This window comes from Chungangia koreensis, assembly GCF_042651785.1.
Classification (GTDB): Bacteria; Bacillota; Bacilli; order Bacillales_A; family Planococcaceae; genus Chungangia; species Chungangia koreensis.
On sequence record NZ_JBHSEC010000001.1, the window covers coordinates 179,996 to 197,173 of the forward strand.

The window sequence follows — 17,178 nt, forward strand, 5'->3', positions numbered from 1 at the left end:
AGACTTCAAATCTTTTACATATAAAATAGATAAACATGAAAAGGGAGGGACCATGAGAATGAAATTTTTCCACACAGCGGATTGGCATTTAGGGAAGTTAGTACAGGGCGTATATATGACAGAAGACCAACGATTTGTGTTGGATCAGTTCGTTGCGGCGATTGAAATAGAGAAGCCGGATGCGGTGATTATTGCTGGGGATTTGTATGACCGTGCGGTGCCGCCGACAGATGCGGTGAATTTATTGGACGAAATGTTGGAAACCATCACATTGAAGCTGAAGACACCGGTTATTGCGGTGTCCGGGAACCATGATAGCCCAGGGCGGTTGAATTTCGGGAGTCGGCTGATGAAGTCAAATGGTTATCATATTGTCGGTCAGATGTCCGGTGAGTTTGAACCGGTCGTGTTGAACGATGAGTTCGGGGAAGTCCATTTCCACTTAGTGCCGTATGCTGATCCCTCCCAGGTCCGTCATTCCTTGCAGGATGAAGAGATCCAGACGCATGATGACGCGATGAAGGCGATTGTTGCCAAATTACAGGAGAAGATGGATTCTACTAAGCGTCATGTGTTTGTTGGACATGCCTTCGTGACACCACATGGGGAAGAGGAAGAAAACACGAGTGATTCCGAACGGCCATTATCGATCGGCGGGGCGGAATATGTGAATGTGGCTCATTTCAAGAGCTTCCATTACACAGCACTCGGCCATTTGCATCAGGCACATCACGTGTTGAATCCGACGATCCGTTATGCAGGATCTCCGCTTAAATATTCTGTTTCTGAAGAGCATCATCAAAAAGGGTTCTTCGTTGTCGAGATGGATGAGAAGGGCGAAGTTGAGGTGGAGAAGAGATTATTAACACCAAGACGGGATATCCGGACAGTTGAAGGAAAGATTGAGGACCTCTTGAAGCACGAGCTGAATGAGGACTATGTGTTTGTGAAGCTATTGGATGAAACGCCGATTTTATTCCCGATGGAGAAGGTCCGTTCCGTTTATCCGAATGCTATGCATGTGGAACGGAAGGTGTTCGTGACGAAGCGGGAAGATGTTGAAGCATCCACGGAATCGCGGACGAAGATGGACGATTTTGCATTATTCCGCGCGTTCTATGAAGAAGTGAAAGGTGAAAAGGCGTCTGACGAGACGGAAGCGTTATTCAAGGAAGTGCTTCACGATATATTGTTGGACGAGCAGGAACAAGCCCCTGTGAAGAAAGAGGGGATGAAACTATGAAGCCGATTCGTTTAAGAATGACTGCGTTTGGGCCTTATAAGCACACGGAAGTCATCGATTTCAACGAGCTGCAGGGGAATCAGCTGTTTGTCATTTCCGGGAATACCGGAGCGGGAAAGACGACGATCTTTGACGGCATCTGTTTTGCGTTATACGGCTCGGCGAGCGGTTCTGACCGCAGCGAATCCCGTGGTATGCGTTCGGATTTTGCTGAGGACGATGTACATACATCTGTGGAATTAGTGTTTGAAATGCACCAACGTACATACCGGATTTTGCGCCAAATGGGCCATGTGAAGAAAGGCAATAAGAGTGCTACGGGAGAGAAATATGAGTTCTTCGAGATCGTGGAGAATCAAGAAGTTCCATGTGTCGAGCGGCAAATCGTATCGGAAATCAATAAGAGGGTGGAAGAAATCATCGGGCTTGATATCAATCAGTTCAGTCAGATTGTGATGCTTCCACAAGGTGAGTTCCGTAAGCTGTTGACATCTGATACGGACAATAAAGAAGGCATCCTCCGGAAGATTTTCAAGACGGAGCCGTATAAGAAGATCAGCGAACGATTGAAGGCAAAGAAGTCCGAGATGGAGGAAGAGTTGAAGGTAGAACAGCGAGCGCTGAATAGTCATATCGCGAATATCCCTGCAACGATTCCGGAGAGGGAATCTGTCTTGTTCCACGTTTTGTCACAAGAGCATTATAATATCCATCAAGTCATTTCAGGGTTAGACCAGGAAGAAGCGTTCTATCAGGAGAAAATCAGTCTCGATCAGAAAAAGTATGAAGAGGCTTATCAAAAGCATTCGGACAAGTCCGCGCAGTTCCATCAGGCGAAAAGCATTAACGAACGTTTCGATGAGTGCGAGCAGAAAGAGCAGAAGCTGAATGCGTTGAATGAGCAACAGCCTTTATTCCAGATGAAAGAACAGCAATTGGAACAGGCGCAAAAGGCAAGCGTCATCGAAGGAATCGAGCGACATTTCCGTGAGCTTCAGAAGGAAGTAGCGGAGAAGGAACAAAAGGTGAAAGAAGCGATTGCCGCTGAAACGCTGGCACAATCGAAGCATGAGGCTGCTGAACAGCGGTACCAGTTAGAAGAAGGAAAACAGGCTCAACGCAATGAAGTGAGTGAGTCCTTAATTCGTTTGAATGACATCCTACCAGTTGTGAAGGAAATCGCCACACGGGAGATGGAGTTGAAAAATCTTCAGAAACAGGTTGTTGAGCTGGCGGACTCCGTGAAAGTGATAGACGGACAGTTGAACGACGGTAAAACCTCTTTACAAGCATTGAAGAAAGAGGTCGACACTTTAGAAAAGAAACTTACTTCATTTGATGCGAAGAATGAAGAGCTTCGTGCATTACAAGACAAATGCCGTGTACTGAAGGAGTACGTCGTGCTGGAACAGCAATATATAACAGCTCAACAGGCCGTTTCTCGCATCGAGTCGCAATTCAATGATGCAAAGTCCGCTTATCAAACGATTGAACGTCAATGGTTTGATAATCAGGCCCGTGTGCTGGCGGTCCATCTCCATGACGGCGAGGCATGCCCGGTGTGCGGAAGCTTGGAGCATCCGAATAAAAACAGAGGAGAAGAATCTTTGTCTCCTTCGAAAGAAGAGCTGGAAGCCGCGAAGTCCGCTTTAGATGAAGTAGATGGGAAGTATCGTGATGCTGTTGCGAAGAGGAATGCCCAATCCGATCAATTGAAGCAAAAGGCTGAAGAGATTGCAGCGCTTGAAGTTGAACTTAGCCAAGTTAGCGATGAACTTAAATTGGCTGATAAGTCACGTTTGAAGCTAACTACTGAAATAGAAGGCTTGAAAAAGGATAAAGAGTCTCTAACTTCAGTGAAAAAACAGCATGCAGAGAAAGCACAACAAGTGGAAGAGTTGACGGCAAAGAAAGCCGAAACGGAAAAATCATATCATGAAGCAAACTCGGCATACGAAAAGTCGAAGGCAATTTATGATGATAAAATCCAATCTATACCTGAGGAGCTGCGTGTCTTAAGTCTGCTTGAAGAGAAGATTGCTGCTGTTGAACGGCAGAAGAGTGAACTGGAGTCTGCATGGAAAGCGGCTCAGCAACACTTGCAGAAAGCGAAAGAACAAATGACCATTGCGGTACAAACGGTTGCCCATTCGAAAGCTGCTTTCATTGAGACTGAGCAGAAGAAGGACAGAGCAGATCAGGAGTTCAAAACGGCGTTAGCGAATTCTTCCTTCCAAACTGAGGAAGCATACCAACAGGCCAAACTTTCAGAGGAAGCACGTACTTCCTTGAAAAATGAGATTCAACAATATAACCAAAACCGCCATACATTAACTGAGCAAGTAAAAGAGCTGAAGGCATCCTTGGCGGACAAGGTGAAAGTGGATTTGACTGTGATGGAAGTTGAATTGGCAGAGTTGAAGACTCAATATGAAGCAGCCCTCCAAGAGGTGAATCGATCGGCCGAATGCCGGAAAGCGGTGGTCGACCTCATCGGGAAAATCACCGAGACCCATGAAAAAATGGCAGATCGTGAGCAGGCATTCAATCGGATCGCGGACTTATATGATGTCGTCCGTGGGCAGAACAGCCTGAAGATTTCCTTTGAACGCTACTTGCAGATTGAATACTTAGAGCAGATTATTGCATCGGCAAATCAGCGATTGAAGAACTTGTCTAATGGCCAATTTGAATTGATCCGAAGCGACAGGCAAGAGGCGAGAGGGAAGCAAAGTGGCCTCGGGTTAGATGTATATGATGCCTATACCGGCCAGACACGCGATGTCAAAACACTTTCAGGCGGAGAGAAGTTCAACGCATCTCTATGCCTGGCACTTGGAATGGCTGATGTCATCCAAAGCTTCCAAGGCAATGTATCAATTGACACGATGTTCATCGATGAAGGATTCGGCTCGCTCGACGAGGAATCACTCAACAAATCGATTGATACGCTCATCGACTTGCAAAAGTCAGGTCGTATGATTGGCGTCATCTCCCACGTCCAGGAACTGAAAGCCGCCATCCCGGCAATCTTGGAAGTGAAGAAGTCGCGGGAAGGGTATAGCCAGACGAAGTTTGTGATTAAGTAAGGATGAGGCAGCACTCATTTTGGGTGCTGTTTTTCTTTGATTGTTATACCGTTTAAGTAGTAAAATAAAGATATAATAATGACATAGAGGTGCTATGAATGTATATAAAACCCTCCGCTGCTATTCGAAATAACTACAATGAAATCTCAAATCTTTGTAAGGAATCAGGAGAACCTGTTTACCTGACTAAAAATGGTGAAGGTGATCTGGTTGTTATGGATCTACAAGCATTTGAACAAAGGGAAAAAATGCTGAAACTCCGGGAGAAATTAGTAGCAGAAGAAGAAGCGCGACTTGCGGGAAAAAAGGGGTATACCATTGATGACTTGGATGAGGTATTAAAAAAAGCAGCTAAAGGCCAGAGATAAATGGACAGTCAAAAAAATCAATATAAAGTAATAATCTCTGAAAAAGCGGCAGATTTGCTTAAACAACACGTCTTTTTTCTATCAAAGGTAAGTGAAGAAGCAGCAAATAAACTTAGAGAAGAGATTATAAGTGCTATTAAGTCGCTGGAAGTATTGCCAGAAAGGAATCCATGGCTGATAAATCCTTTTCTTCCTGCTTATAAATACAGGAAGATGTTGATTTCAAATCGCTATTTAATTCTTTATCAAGTGAAGGCTGAATTCATATATATTGATGTTATAGTGGATTGTCGACAGGATTATCATTGGTTAATTTAATATGAATATCAGCAGTACTCCATTTTTGGGGTGCTGTTTTGTTATTCAGGTGAAAAGCGAATAGTAAGTAATATTCATTCATTCACACTCAATCGTTTAATTAATTAGAAAGAAAGGAATAGGTCGTATAACAGGAGGTATCTACCATTATGTTCTTTTCAGACTGGCAAAGTGTAGGAAGAGTCCTATTGCTTGGTATATTAAGTTACATATTGCTCATTGTTGTCCTACGAATTAGCGGTAATCGGACATTAGCAAAGATGAATGCTTTTGATTTGATTGTGACAGTTGCTTTGGGTTCAACACTCGCAACAATATTATTGAATAAAAATGTTACATTGGCCGAAGGGGTGACTTCCTTTGTAGTGTTGGTCGGCCTTCAGTTTGTTGTCGCGAAATTATCTGTCCGTTCAACAAAATTCGGAGATTTGGTCAAATCCTCGCCTAAGCTTCTTTTTTATCGAGGTGATTATCAAGAGAATGTGATGCGGGATAGCCGGGTGACAGAAAGCGAGATCTTGCAGGCTGTACGCCAACAAGGAATTTCTTCGTTGGACGATGTGGATGCCGTAATTTTGGAGACCAATGGAAAATTCTCAGTCATTCAAAAGATTAAACAGAGTGAAAACAGTACACTTTCAAATGTTTAATAAGGATAAAGGAGGCAGTGTTCCAAAACTGGAAGCTGTCTTTTTATTTGCTTTAAGAGGGATTCTCACGTGGATTAGAGAAATAATTATTATCGGTTTTGGAGGGGGAAATGAATGGACTACAGAATTGAAAGAATGGATGTGGATTTACAGATTGTAGGTCGAGGGAAGCCGGTAAAAACAAATAGGGCTTTTAAAATGATTCCGACCCTTTGGAGCGATGCCAAGAAGGATGGGTTCATGGATGAACTCGTTTATTTATCTTACGGACCTGATGAAACACCACTTGGAACTATCTTGGGCATTTGCGGGAATGAAGCGGCGATAAAAGATGATCACTTCATCTATTTCATGGGGGTCAGGCATGAAGGGCAGGCGCCAAGTGGCTTGGAAACGATGATTATTTCCAATGGGACGTGGGCCGTGTTTCCAAAGATTACTGAAGCGTGGAAACAGCTATATGACGAGTGGTTGCCGAATTCAGGTTTTGAGCTTGCTAAAGCACCATGTATCGAGTGTTATTACCCGCCAAAACATAAGCCACGTAATGAATTGTGGGTGCCTGTTATTCCGAAACAGGAAAAGATATAAAGAGAAAAGGGGAAATGCGTATGATGAGATTAAGTTTAATGAAACGTGTTGTGGATACCGTAGATGAGGAGTGGAGAAGCCCTCTTGCTTTCGAACTGATGGAGAACTGGGGATATGACGTGGGCGAGGTGTATTATTGGCGGGCAAGTGCAAATTTCATTTTCGTCTGCAAGAGAGATGGCAAGACTTATTTTTTACGTTTTAATGATGGGAATGAAAGGACAATTGAAGAAATTGAATCTGAGTTAAACGTAATACAATACTTGGCGGAACATTCAATCCGTGTTGCTCAACCTGTAAAGTCCAAGAATGATCGGTATATTGAAACGGTGCAAACCGAGTTGGGCACATTCCATGCAGTTTTATTTGAAGAGGCAGTAGGAGAACATTTAGAGTTTGAAGAGCTGATTGAGGAACAGTTCTTTCTTTGGGGCAGTAGCTTGGGAGAGTTGCATGAGGTGTTGAAGAAGGCACCTGTTGTATTACAAGATGGCCGCTCGAGTTGGAGTGACCATTTGGACTTTGCTGAAAGAAGTCTCCCGCAAAAAGATCAAGCAACAAGAAACGAGATACACTTCTTGAGAGAATGGGCAAAGAATTTAGAGAAGACAGAGGATAACTTCGGCCTCATTCACTATGATTTCGAATTGGACAATCTTAAGGTAAAGGATCATCAAATTAGTATTTTGGACTTTGATGACTGTGCTTCCTATTGGTATGTAGCGGATATCGTGTACGCACTCCGGGATGCGGGTGAGTTTGATGTGCACTCACCAAACATCCAGAAGTTCATGGGAGGGTATCGCGAACGTACACAGTTGGACGACAAGCTGATGGAAGAGGCAGAAGGGTTCTCGCGGATGCATCGTTTACTCATGTACGCCAAATTGATACGGACAGTCGATATTGAAGAGTCTGCTGATCATCCAGAATGGTTAACAAATTTACGGGAGAAACTCGTTAGAAAAATAGAGGAGTACCGTCAATCCCTTGAGGTGCTGCAGTCATAATGAAAAGACCGTACCCGTGAGAGTACGGTCTTCACTTATTCTGTACTGAATCTCATAAGCCGTATAAATTTGACTGTATCTTTTCGGCCGCTGTTCGTTTCCAGATTTACAACAGTGTTTTCATTCAGCTGGTATGTCATCGTATAGGCTTCATATGGATGGACAAGTGGTCCTTCACTTGTGGGTTCTCCCCATGCCTTTACAAAGTCTTCTCCAGTCACACCATCTTCTTCAATAACCATCAGAATTCCGATAATGAAATCCTGCAGAGCTGGCTGGATGTATTGATAGGTTCCATAGTCGTGTAGATAGCCGCCTTCAAGTTCCCCGATTCTATTCGGTTCGCCCAATTGCTTTTTCAGTTCCTCGATCGTAGAACCGATTTTCACTTCAACACCCGGCATATTCCCATTCCGAAGCTCGTTAAGGAACTCTTCAGTTAAATAAGATGTTGAAGGTTCATGTTCAACTGGCGGCTCTTTTTCCGTCTTATCTGACTCTGGCTTTTCAATCGTATCAGAATCTTGGACTACTCGTTTTTCAGCTCCAGGTATGAGCTGGTAGAAATGAACTCCATCTTTCTCAGGAGACATAAAGAAGATTTCATTGTTGTCCATCCGGATTCGATGTTCAGCGTAATAAGTAGAACGTTCAGTTGGGATTCGGACAGCCCCTAAGAAATTGCCTTTTTTATCTGCTACATATATATCGGAATAAACCGAAATCTGACTCTCATCCTTTACCTCTTGCTTTTCATAAACGATCTGTTTTGAATTCACATCATAGACCACAAGAGCGCCAAAAGTATCTTCGAACGGGATATCAATAATGGTTTCCTTATCAGGCTCCGTAAGGATTAGCCGACCTTCTTTTTCGTTTACCACATCTGCTTTTGCAATTGTATTTCCGAAATGCTTGACGTAAGGGCTGGTCTCATTCGTTGACAGGTTCAGAGTTCGGCTCCCCCCTTCATGAACAAGAATATCACCTTCGGCATTGACCGAAAGACTGGTGGAGATAAAATTTTCTTGTTGAATCGGGAAGGTGTCGATTAGCTTCCCATCCTTGTCATATTTATAGACAGATCGTCCTTCATCTAATACATAAATCATGCCGTCATCATCGACAAACAAATCCTTTAACCATGCATCCTCACTTAGCTGAATGGTCAGGAGATGCTCGGTCCCATCCGTCACGACGACTTTCTTCCCGGCGTTATCCAAAATATAAAACACGTCATCTTTCACGAAGAAACTCATCGGTGTGAGGTCAGATCCGCCACCCTTGCTTTTTACAGGCTCGCTTATTTCACTATCAGTAATACCATAGTTGACCGAAAAGAGCTCGACAATTTGTTCGGATGCTTCGATTTGCAAAGGCGGTCCTAATTCGGCTGGTGTTGTTACGACTGGGGGCACATCTGGTTCTCCTTTAGCCACATCTTCAGGTCGCTCATTCGCCACATTCAATAGTAAAAACAGTGAGGCAACGGCTGTTAAGATCGTGATTGCGGCGATGCCGAGAACAGCAAGTCGTCCACCTTTTGGGGCTCGATTCGCCTCAGTCCGAAGGCGCTTTCTTAAGTCGTTGACGAATTGTGTGTCCGGCTCCAAATCGGGTCTTTCGGTTAGAGGGCGAAGAAATTCTGCGTCATTCGGATTCAGTTTTCGATTGTTCATAATCCAACCACCCCTCATTCAATTTCAAATCACTTTTCAACATTTTAAGTGCGCGATGGTAGTCGACGCGTACTTTCCCCTCGCTGCAGTTTAATGCCTCGGCGGTTTCCTTAATGTTTAATTCATTCAACGCCCTCAGAATGACGACACTGCGATAACGAGGTTTTAGTCGCAGTAATGCATCCTGAAGCTCCATCCAAGTTTCTTCCGCCATGATCCCTTTGACTGCAGAAGGATTCTGGGTCTCCGAGCCGTCCTTTCTGATCTTTTCAGGAAGGAGACGAATCAATTTTTGTTTGCGGATCAGATCGATTGCTGTATTCCTGGCAACGGCCAAAATCCATGATTTTTCCTTCCCCCGATCAGTCAGCTGATGGATATTCCGCATTGCTTTAATGAAAGTCTCTTGCGTGATATCCTCCGCATCCTGCTTGCTATTTGTAAAATATAAGGAAATGATAAACATCCCGGTGATAGTTTTCATAAATCCGCTCTAAACGGAACGATTCATGGTTCAAGGAATCCTTCCCCCCTTTTCTTTGTGCTACCTAATAGTCGTTTTGGAAATCCATTTGTTACAAGAATTATAAGGAAATGAATGAAAACAGCAAATCTTCCCCATCTATTCAAAGCAAAAAGACAGCTGATTATCTTAAAAGGAGTGGTTAGGTCTATCTCAGTGGACTTATTTTTGGAATAAATGTAATATATAATTGACTAATGTAATATATATGTTACTATCGGGGGACGGGAGAAGTTCTCTCTGATTAGGGAGGTGTCTTCTTGAAGGAGATTGTTGTAAGAAATTCGGTTAAGGTGACTCGTGTGGAACAGGGGTTACTGACTCAAGGGGAATTAGCCAAACAAGCCGGCGTTACTCGACAGACGATGAATCTGATTGAAGCGCAGAAATACAATCCAACTATTAAGGTTTGTCTTCAAATAGCAGCTGTATTAAATACATCGATTGAAAAACTTTTTTGGATGGAGGAGGATGAAGCATGACACGATTATTCACCTATTTTCCGATTATCGGTTTGTTGCTCATATTGTTTTTAGTTGAAGAATCCATATTGAAATGGGTTTTACTGATTCTATCAATTTTACTTATTGTGCTCGCCAAATACATCAGGACTAAACAGGATACCGATGAAGTAGAGTACGATGATCGGGTGAACGCTAATATCACGAAATGGTCACTTAGATTGATGTTTGTCTTCAATTCGATCCTACTGCTGTTATTGCTGGTCGAATCGAAAGGATTTTTCCATTTTGGAATGAATTTCTTTTTTATCTATCTCGCATTGACTCTGTTCATTCCGTTTTATATTGCACCGCTCATTATTAAAAGATTTTAAGGGGGAATTACGATGGACTTGAATTTGGTGGTTTTTGGGATAATCTTTCTAATCTTAGGTTTTTTAATAGGCGTTAAGAAACAAACTTGGCTCCTCGCAGGCTTTAACGAGAAACGGGTGAAGGACAAAAGGAAATTAGGGAATTTAGTCGGGGGAACCATAGCTATTCTTGGAATCGTCTTAGTTATCGGGGGCATTATTAACTTTCAACCGGCTGAATACATCATGTATGCAGTAGTTGCTATCTTGCTGGGTCTTGTTGTCTACGTCAACACGAAAATGGTCGAATAACTTATTTGGATAAAAGAGAAAAGGAGATGAAAAGGTAACTTGAAATTTATTCGCGGGATGAAAAAACAATACATAGCTATGGCAGTTTTAGTGGTTTCAATCATTATTTTGAGTGCTTGTGGAAATACGACAGATGAATCAAAAGCTGACGCAAACAAGCAAGTGGACTTAAACAATACCGGTCAACAGATTGATACTAAAACAGATGAAAATACTACAGAAGATCATGACGATGCTTCAACTGTTGGTAATGATGAAGTAGTGAATGAAAGAACCAAGGACGACTATTTAAAGAAGCTGAATGAAATGGAAGAGGCTGACCGATACGGTCCTGCTCAGTCCACAACAGTGGAATTGGTGGAACAAGAAACGGAACGATATGAAAAATGGGATCGGGAATTGAACGAAATTTACGGTCTGTTAAAAGAGCAGCTTAGCCAAGAAAAGATGGATTCATTGCGGGAAGAACAACGTGAATGGATTGTACATAGGGATGAAACAGCTAAAGAATCATCCTTGAATTATAAAGGCGGTTCGATGGAATCATTGGAATATGTAGCGACTCAAGCAGAACTTACGAGAGAAAGATGTTACCTATTGGTTGCCAAGTATATGAATTGATTACTGAGCGCTCGGACAAGATCCGGGCGTTTTTTCGTTTGAAGAAACAGGAAGGATTCTAATAATTATTGGAGAATTGTTCTTTATGGAGATGTTAGCATGCGCTTTACTAACAAAGTACTGGAAGAATGGTTCGATGAGGTAATTAATATAAATTAAGGGGATGAAAGATTTGATTACACTTAAAAATATGGATTCAACTGAATATCAACGATATCTGAACAACGCGATTAAAAATTATGCAGCTGAGCACGTTAAGGCGGGTAATTGGAGTGAAGAAGAGGCAATTGACAAGGCGACAAACGAATACAACAAATTATTGCCTGAGGGAGAGAAAACTCCAAACCATAAATTATTTACGATCCATGCTGAAGACAAAGAGGTTGGAATGATCTGGTTAGGGGTTCGTTCTGAAGAAAAAGGATTCATATACGATTTCAACATTTGGGAAGGAAACCAAGGACGTGGATATGGTAAACAGGCAATGAAGGAAATAGAGGTAGTCGGAAAAAGCTTGGGATTAAAAAGCATCCGGCTGCATGTATTCGGTCATAATGAAGTGGCATGGAACTTATACAAAAAATTGGGGTACATAGAGACAGATATTGTAATGGAAAAAAATTTAGAAGTTTAGAGTCTATATAGAAGCGTTATATTTTAGTCATACGAAGTCATCATCGAAGGTGAGAATATGAAGATGAGGTATAGCAACTTAAATAACGTATCGAGCAAAAAATCATTTCGGGATTTACGGAAGTGGCAAAAGGAAAGAAGAAGCAAAGTAAAAGACTTCTCGAAAAGTATCCCCCAATGTGCCAATAAAAAAGTTCGTGAAATTCAAGAGAATAGAAGCCAGACTTCCTATACATGGATTGGTCATTCCACCTTTTTGCTTCAATTGAATGGGCTTAACATACTGACCGATCCGGTTTGGGCAAAGCGTATGGGTTTTCAAAAACGTTTAACTGAACCAGGCATTCCGTTGAAACAGTTGCCGGAAATTGATGTGGTAGTGATTTCGCATAGCCACTACGACCATCTCGATTTTACGACGTTGAAAAAGTTGAAAGGGAATCCGCATTACTTTGTGCCAGTTGGCTTGAAATCCCTGTTTGTGAAGAAAGGTTATCAACAAGTAGTTGAACTGAACTGGTGGGAATCGACGGAATACAAAGGAATCAAAATTCACTTTGTTCCTGCTCAGCATTGGACAAGAAGAACGCTGACCGATATGAATACTTCCCATTGGGGGGGATGGATTCTTCAAACGTTGGACGAGTCCTATTATTTTGTCGGGGATACAGCCTATTTCTCCGGATTCAAGGAAATTGCGGAACGCTTCACCATTGATACTGTTTTTATGCCAATTGGCGCGTATGAACCAGAATGGTTCATGGCGGATTCGCATATTTCACCTGAAGACAGTGTGAAAGCTTTCGTTGAATTAAAGGCAAAGCAGTTTGTGCCCATGCATTATGGCGCCTATTGGTTGGCAGACGACACAGGACCTGAAGCGTTGGAGCGTTTACTTAAAGAATGGAAGAAACAGCAATTGCCGGAGGAGCAACTGAAGGCATTAACAATAGGGGAAACCGTGTTGGACCAATCTCAAGAAAATTAAGGGGCGAAGGAGTGATTTATTGGAAGCTCAATATACTTGTGCTTTTGAAATAGACTATAAACACGGTGATGTTGAAATTAATGTAGATGGTGATGGACAACAAATCCGTTTTACATTTATGATTGCATTCTTTTCGATTCCCACGTTCTTTTATCTGCTTTTGCGGCTTTGGAAAGGAAAAACGAACAAAACGGATATAGATGGCTTTGGTTTTGCGGTAAGCTATTATTTTACTGTTCAGGAGAATGAACTTTTCATTGAGCATAAAACATTTGACGAAAATGATCAGCCCGTTACATACAAGTACAAATATGATTTTGAGAAATTTATGAAGGCAATCGATCAAGGGTTTACTAAATACCTTCAGGAACAACGTGAAAAGGGTGTACTTCCCCTTAAGGTAGAAGAACATACTCATCCCCTATCACAACAAGTAATTAAGGAATATGGAGAATTCTCGGCTATCCTTAATGAAGGGGATAATGGTGCACAATAGAAAGTAGAAATCAGGTATTCGTTTATCGGATATCTGATTTTTATTTTGTAATGAAAAATGTGGTTCTGTCTCTTCGTTAATCCATGGTAGAATGACAAAGCAACGAAATGAGGGAGGACCCAGCAATGCTTGATACACCAATATATTTCTATCGTTTTCTTGAAAATATTAATAAGGAACTTGCACTCTTAGCACGCGAGTTAGAGCAAAGCTTATATACAAGTCCCCGGACGATGCTGACGCATGCGAGAATATTAATCGATACGATTCTGCAGATTGTAATGAAACACGAAGGAATGGAAGATCAGCCTTTCTCCTCGCTTAAGGATCGGTTGGATGAATTGGATTCGAAAGGATATTTAACAACAGAGGTACGGGACGCACTCCATAACGTCAGAATGCTCGGCAACCAGGCAGCTCATCAATCGAGAACATTCCGAATTAGCGAGGCGATTCAATCGTGGGAGTCGATATACATAGTTGTGAAATGGTATTTGGAAGTTTACGGACCGGTTGACTTTGTAGTCCCTGACTATCAAGATCCAGAATATCAGATCGGGCAAAACTACGAAATGCCCGAACTGGAAGCTCGACTTCAGAAGCTCGAGGATTTGTTGAAGGTTTCTATACTAAAAGAAACTCCAACGAGAGAAGAAACAGCGGCTGCCATTGATATAGACACAGTGCCGGAACTGCCAGGATTTACGCCAATACGGACAATCTCCTACAAAGGGAGGTTGTTGGAAATCCCTTACTTTTTGAGAGATACATTCCTGTTGCCACAGCGTTTTGAGAAGTCCGAAACATTCCTCATCCGTTTAGGCGCGGAACAGGAGGCTCGTATTATGAGTGAACTGCCGGATAACTTAGAAGGATTGCATTTATTCGTGAAGCGTTTTACTGAAAAGAATGACGAGACCTTTTTTGAAGAGCTTGCCGTTTTTATTGAAGAAGAAAAGATTCGAAGGAAATTAACTGTAGAGCAGCCTGGTGAACTTTTCTATTTCTTCAAGGACAAGCACATCGTCATCACGGAGCAACTGGCGAAAATATCATTATCGACCGATGAGTTCACCGGGATTCCAAGCCTGATCCGTCAACTCAACGACGTTGGGAAGACCCGAGTGGAACACTTACCGCGAGAGCTTGTCACCTTAGCCAAATACAAAAATGCCGGCATCGGCACCATTGAAAAGTTGTTTGATCAACTGAAGATGAAGTTAGAACAGAGTTCGATCGTTCAATAAAAAATAGAAGACCGTCTGGCGAGAGTGCACCAGACGGTCTTATTACTGATTATGAGTGGTTTATTACCGATTATCAGGATATATAACCGATTATTGAGTTTTATTACCGATTATCAGGAAATATAACCGATAATTCATTTTTATTACCGATTAACTCTAAAATCTCCCAAAGTGATTGAGTTGAAAGTGAATAAAGTGTATACGGGTCCTTTACATTCATAACTTTCCCAGCACCGTCTGTCCAAATATAATACGACTCCTTGCCCACATTCACTTGATAATCTGGTAATGTGTGCAGAACGGAAACAACATATTCGTTAGTAAACATTCCATTAATAGCCTTCTTAAATTGTTCAATATCATTTGCCTCGGTTAGATCAATGGTTTCGATTTTTGCATCAGAGCTGAATGTAGCTGCCGGTATTATATTTTCACGAAAAAGATCCACCTTCTGGCGATCGAACACCTCGTCATGATGATATACCTCAACTGTTACTGCTTTTCCCTTTTCAATCACTTTTCGTAGTTTGTCGTGGTCGATTCTTTTTGCCAATGGCATAGAGGTGCCGGTAACAAGTCCTCCACCATTTTTAGTTTCATACGTATCCGGCACTTCAACCGTGTCTGTTCCAATTAGCTCTTGAATATAGGAGTCTTCTACGACAAATCTTATGTTGTAATCCGTTTTTGGAACATTTTCATCCTCGACCAGTGATACGCGGAAATGCAAACTTCGATCATCACGATCTTGAGTGGAACCAAACTCAACGGAACTATGTTCAATCTTCAACCCACTTTCGTTTTGACAAGCAACCAAACTAACAAACATCATACAAATGACCATGCCATGCCTTAATTTTCGGACCATCCCCATACCCCTTCCAACAAACCCCTTTGTTTCCTAATATTATACAGAATAGAAATCCTGGTATGTGAAAAATCATTTTAAAAATCTTTCTCTCTCATTAGTGGATAAAGATGGTAAAATTGAGTGTAAATATTCTTTTTATTACAACAGATAGAGAAGAAATGCTTGGGGGAAACTACATGAAGAAAATTATTGCCGTTGGTTCGTTGATTGTTCTGTTAGTCATTGCTTTTCAGTATTACATCACCTTAAAAGGGCAAACAGCACTGCCTTCCGAGGGCTGGAGCAGACCTTATTCCATAGATGTCAATCCGAGCAATTACAACGGAATTCAAAGTGTGTCATCAGAAGATGGACAAACCATCAGCTTGGTCGATTTGAGTAAGAGTCTGACTGTGCTAAATTGCGACGATGACATGGTTTGTGAGGAAAATCGGAAGTTCGAAAAAATCGATACATATAAAAACACATGGAGCGACCATTCAAATACGTATTACATACAAAATGAAAAGTTAATGCACTGGAATGAAGGCGATGAGCAGGTAATTGCTGAGCCAGTTGCAGATTTTATGGTCTCGGAACAACTCATTTACTACTGGAATAATGACAATGAAGTTTCCATTGCAGACCGTAATACATTAAAAGTAAACGCTCAGTTCAAGGCAGATCAAACCATCTATTCAATTGAGACGGATGGACAACAGATTTTTGTAGTATTGAAGGATATAGAAGGGTCAAAGTATACCGTTCATCTGTATGATGGGGAGTTAATCAAGCTATTTGAATTTCCGATCAGACAAGCTGAAGCTCTCTTAGATGTAAAGATTGTGGCAGATGAAGGATATCAACTACTCTTGCAAAAACAAGTGACTGAAGGTGGGGGTAGGACGATTTCCTACTACACAGCTCCATTTGATCATTTGAAGTCCGAGCCAGCTATTTCGCTCAAGAAATTGAAGTTCACTGATGCTGAAACGGGTGCGAAATTGTTAGATGTCATCAATGCTGAACCCTTTTACGGCAAAGATGGCCCAAGATTAACTTTCTCTGCTGCGATGTTTGATCCAAAAGGTGAAAAAGTCCACAAAATCTATACGGCTGACTATGACAAAGATGCAATTGTAGGAACAGCAGTCACGAAAAAGGGAGGCTTGTTCAGCAGGCCGCTACAAATAAATGATGACACGATTTTATTCCTGAAACTGGATGCGAAAGACCGTTATTTGAACTATGCATCGGCTAAAAAAGAAAAATTGGCCGAAAGCAGCGGTATTATGGAAGGCGATTTTAAGGCAAGTGCCTATCAGCTTATCACGCTCATGATGAATGGGATCATGCTGTTGCTCTTATCGATTATTTGGCTATTGCCGGGATTGGCAATTGTCTACAGCGCTCAAAGTATTTGGAGAAGATTCAGCAATCAGGTCCCTTATAAATCGTTGGTTGCCGTCTATGTGATTGCACTGCTGATTTTCCAAGTGTTCGGTTTTTTCAAGATGATGAATGAGGCAGCGATTATCTATAATATTCCGTTCATCACACAACCTTGGCAGTTGGTCGCGTTGCATGCGATTTCTATGGTACTTACTTTACTCCCGCTTTTGATTGCCAAAATGAAGGTCACGGAAGACGAGTTTAACACAATCATTTTATATACAACTTTAATGAATCTGACTACATTATTTTTATTGATCGGTCCGTATATTCTTTAAGTGTAAAGGAGTTAGG

19 protein-coding genes are annotated in these 17,178 nt (G+C 41.8%); 16 read left to right on the top strand and 3 right to left on the bottom strand.

The window, feature by feature from the left end; genetic code table 11:
* Positions 1-58 precede the first annotated feature (58 nt).
* The 7 genes from ACFOZY_RS01140 to ACFOZY_RS01170 all read left to right on the top strand — a co-directional run bounded on the left by ACFOZY_RS01140 (position 59) and on the right by ACFOZY_RS01170 (position 7,269).
* A complete protein-coding gene (locus ACFOZY_RS01140) occupies positions 59-1,243 on the top strand; it encodes an exonuclease SbcCD subunit D (RefSeq protein WP_378151358.1) in 1,185 nt (394 codons plus the stop codon).
* Complete coding sequence (locus tag ACFOZY_RS01145; RefSeq protein WP_378151360.1) at positions 1,240-4,332, top strand: AAA family ATPase; 3,093 nt, start codon at positions 1,240-1,242, stop codon at positions 4,330-4,332. Before ACFOZY_RS01140 ends, ACFOZY_RS01145 begins: the two co-directional genes overlap by 4 nt.
* A 98-nt stretch (positions 4,333-4,430) precedes the next feature.
* Positions 4,431-4,700 carry a type II toxin-antitoxin system Phd/YefM family antitoxin gene (locus ACFOZY_RS01150; RefSeq protein ID WP_378151363.1) on the top strand — a complete coding sequence of 90 codons (270 nt, stop codon included), beginning with the start codon at positions 4,431-4,433 and terminating at the stop codon, positions 4,698-4,700.
* Entirely contained in the window at positions 4,701-5,018 is a 318-nt protein-coding gene (locus ACFOZY_RS01155; RefSeq protein ID WP_378151365.1) for a type II toxin-antitoxin system RelE/ParE family toxin, read from the top strand. It abuts the gene before it with no gap.
* A gap of 149 nt (positions 5,019-5,167) precedes the next feature.
* On the top strand, positions 5,168-5,668 hold the full coding sequence (locus tag ACFOZY_RS01160; RefSeq protein ID WP_378151367.1) for a DUF421 domain-containing protein: 501 nt from the start codon (positions 5,168-5,170) through the stop codon (positions 5,666-5,668).
* A 114-nt stretch (positions 5,669-5,782) separates the two neighbouring features.
* Complete coding sequence (locus ACFOZY_RS01165) at positions 5,783-6,259, top strand: GyrI-like domain-containing protein (RefSeq protein WP_378151369.1); 477 nt, start codon at positions 5,783-5,785, stop codon at positions 6,257-6,259.
* Positions 6,260-6,279: 20 nt separating this feature from the next.
* On the top strand, positions 6,280-7,269 hold the full coding sequence (locus ACFOZY_RS01170; RefSeq protein ID WP_378151371.1) for a phosphotransferase enzyme family protein: 990 nt from the start codon (positions 6,280-6,282) through the stop codon (positions 7,267-7,269).
* Positions 7,270-7,304: 35 nt separating this feature from the next.
* On the opposite strand, the gene ACFOZY_RS01175 is transcribed toward ACFOZY_RS01170, so the two are convergent.
* Positions 7,305-8,948: an NHL repeat-containing protein gene (locus ACFOZY_RS01175; protein WP_378151373.1), complete on the bottom strand. Its 1,644-nt coding sequence runs from the start codon at positions 8,946-8,948 to the stop codon at positions 7,305-7,307.
* Positions 8,920-9,432: an RNA polymerase sigma factor gene (locus ACFOZY_RS01180; protein ID WP_378151375.1), complete on the bottom strand. Its 513-nt coding sequence runs from the start codon at positions 9,430-9,432 to the stop codon at positions 8,920-8,922. The genes ACFOZY_RS01175 and ACFOZY_RS01180 overlap by 29 nt, the downstream gene beginning before the upstream one ends.
* 299 nt (positions 9,433-9,731) lie before the next feature.
* On the opposite strand from ACFOZY_RS01180, the gene ACFOZY_RS01185 reads away from it, so the two are divergent.
* The 8 genes from ACFOZY_RS01185 to ACFOZY_RS01220 all read left to right on the top strand — a co-directional run bounded on the left by ACFOZY_RS01185 (position 9,732) and on the right by ACFOZY_RS01220 (position 14,582).
* Positions 9,732-9,953, top strand: coding sequence for a helix-turn-helix transcriptional regulator (locus ACFOZY_RS01185; protein WP_378151377.1), 222 nt, complete (start codon positions 9,732-9,734; stop codon positions 9,951-9,953).
* Entirely contained in the window at positions 9,950-10,306 is a 357-nt protein-coding gene (locus tag ACFOZY_RS01190) for a hypothetical protein (RefSeq protein ID WP_378151379.1), read from the top strand. The genes ACFOZY_RS01185 and ACFOZY_RS01190 overlap by 4 nt, the downstream gene beginning before the upstream one ends.
* Before the next feature lie 12 nt (positions 10,307-10,318).
* Positions 10,319-10,597 carry a DUF3784 domain-containing protein gene (locus ACFOZY_RS01195; protein ID WP_378151381.1) on the top strand — a complete coding sequence of 93 codons (279 nt, stop codon included), beginning with the start codon at positions 10,319-10,321 and terminating at the stop codon, positions 10,595-10,597.
* 39 nt (positions 10,598-10,636) lie between these two features.
* Complete coding sequence (locus ACFOZY_RS01200) at positions 10,637-11,218, top strand: lysozyme inhibitor LprI family protein (RefSeq protein ID WP_378151383.1); 582 nt, start codon at positions 10,637-10,639, stop codon at positions 11,216-11,218.
* 172 nt (positions 11,219-11,390) lie between these two features.
* Positions 11,391-11,852 (top strand): GNAT family N-acetyltransferase, encoded by a 462-nt coding sequence (locus ACFOZY_RS01205; protein WP_378151385.1) that lies wholly within the window; start codon positions 11,391-11,393, stop codon positions 11,850-11,852.
* 57 nt (positions 11,853-11,909) lie between these two features.
* Entirely contained in the window at positions 11,910-12,839 is a 930-nt protein-coding gene (locus ACFOZY_RS01210; protein ID WP_378151387.1) for an MBL fold metallo-hydrolase, read from the top strand.
* 19 nt (positions 12,840-12,858) lie between these two features.
* A complete protein-coding gene (locus tag ACFOZY_RS01215; RefSeq protein WP_378151389.1) occupies positions 12,859-13,335 on the top strand; it encodes a hypothetical protein in 477 nt (158 codons plus the stop codon).
* Between the two features lie 125 nt (positions 13,336-13,460).
* Positions 13,461-14,582, top strand: coding sequence for a DUF4145 domain-containing protein (locus ACFOZY_RS01220; protein WP_378151391.1), 1,122 nt, complete (start codon positions 13,461-13,463; stop codon positions 14,580-14,582).
* 103 nt (positions 14,583-14,685) lie between these two features.
* Here the strand turns inward: ACFOZY_RS01220 and ACFOZY_RS01225 are convergent, their stop codons facing one another.
* Positions 14,686-15,450: a YhfM domain-containing protein gene (locus ACFOZY_RS01225; protein ID WP_378151393.1), complete on the bottom strand. Its 765-nt coding sequence runs from the start codon at positions 15,448-15,450 to the stop codon at positions 14,686-14,688.
* Between the two features lie 179 nt (positions 15,451-15,629).
* Between ACFOZY_RS01225 and ACFOZY_RS01230 the strand changes: the two genes are divergently transcribed.
* Complete coding sequence (locus ACFOZY_RS01230; RefSeq protein ID WP_378151395.1) at positions 15,630-17,162, top strand: hypothetical protein; 1,533 nt, start codon at positions 15,630-15,632, stop codon at positions 17,160-17,162.
* Positions 17,163-17,178 lie beyond the last annotated feature (16 nt).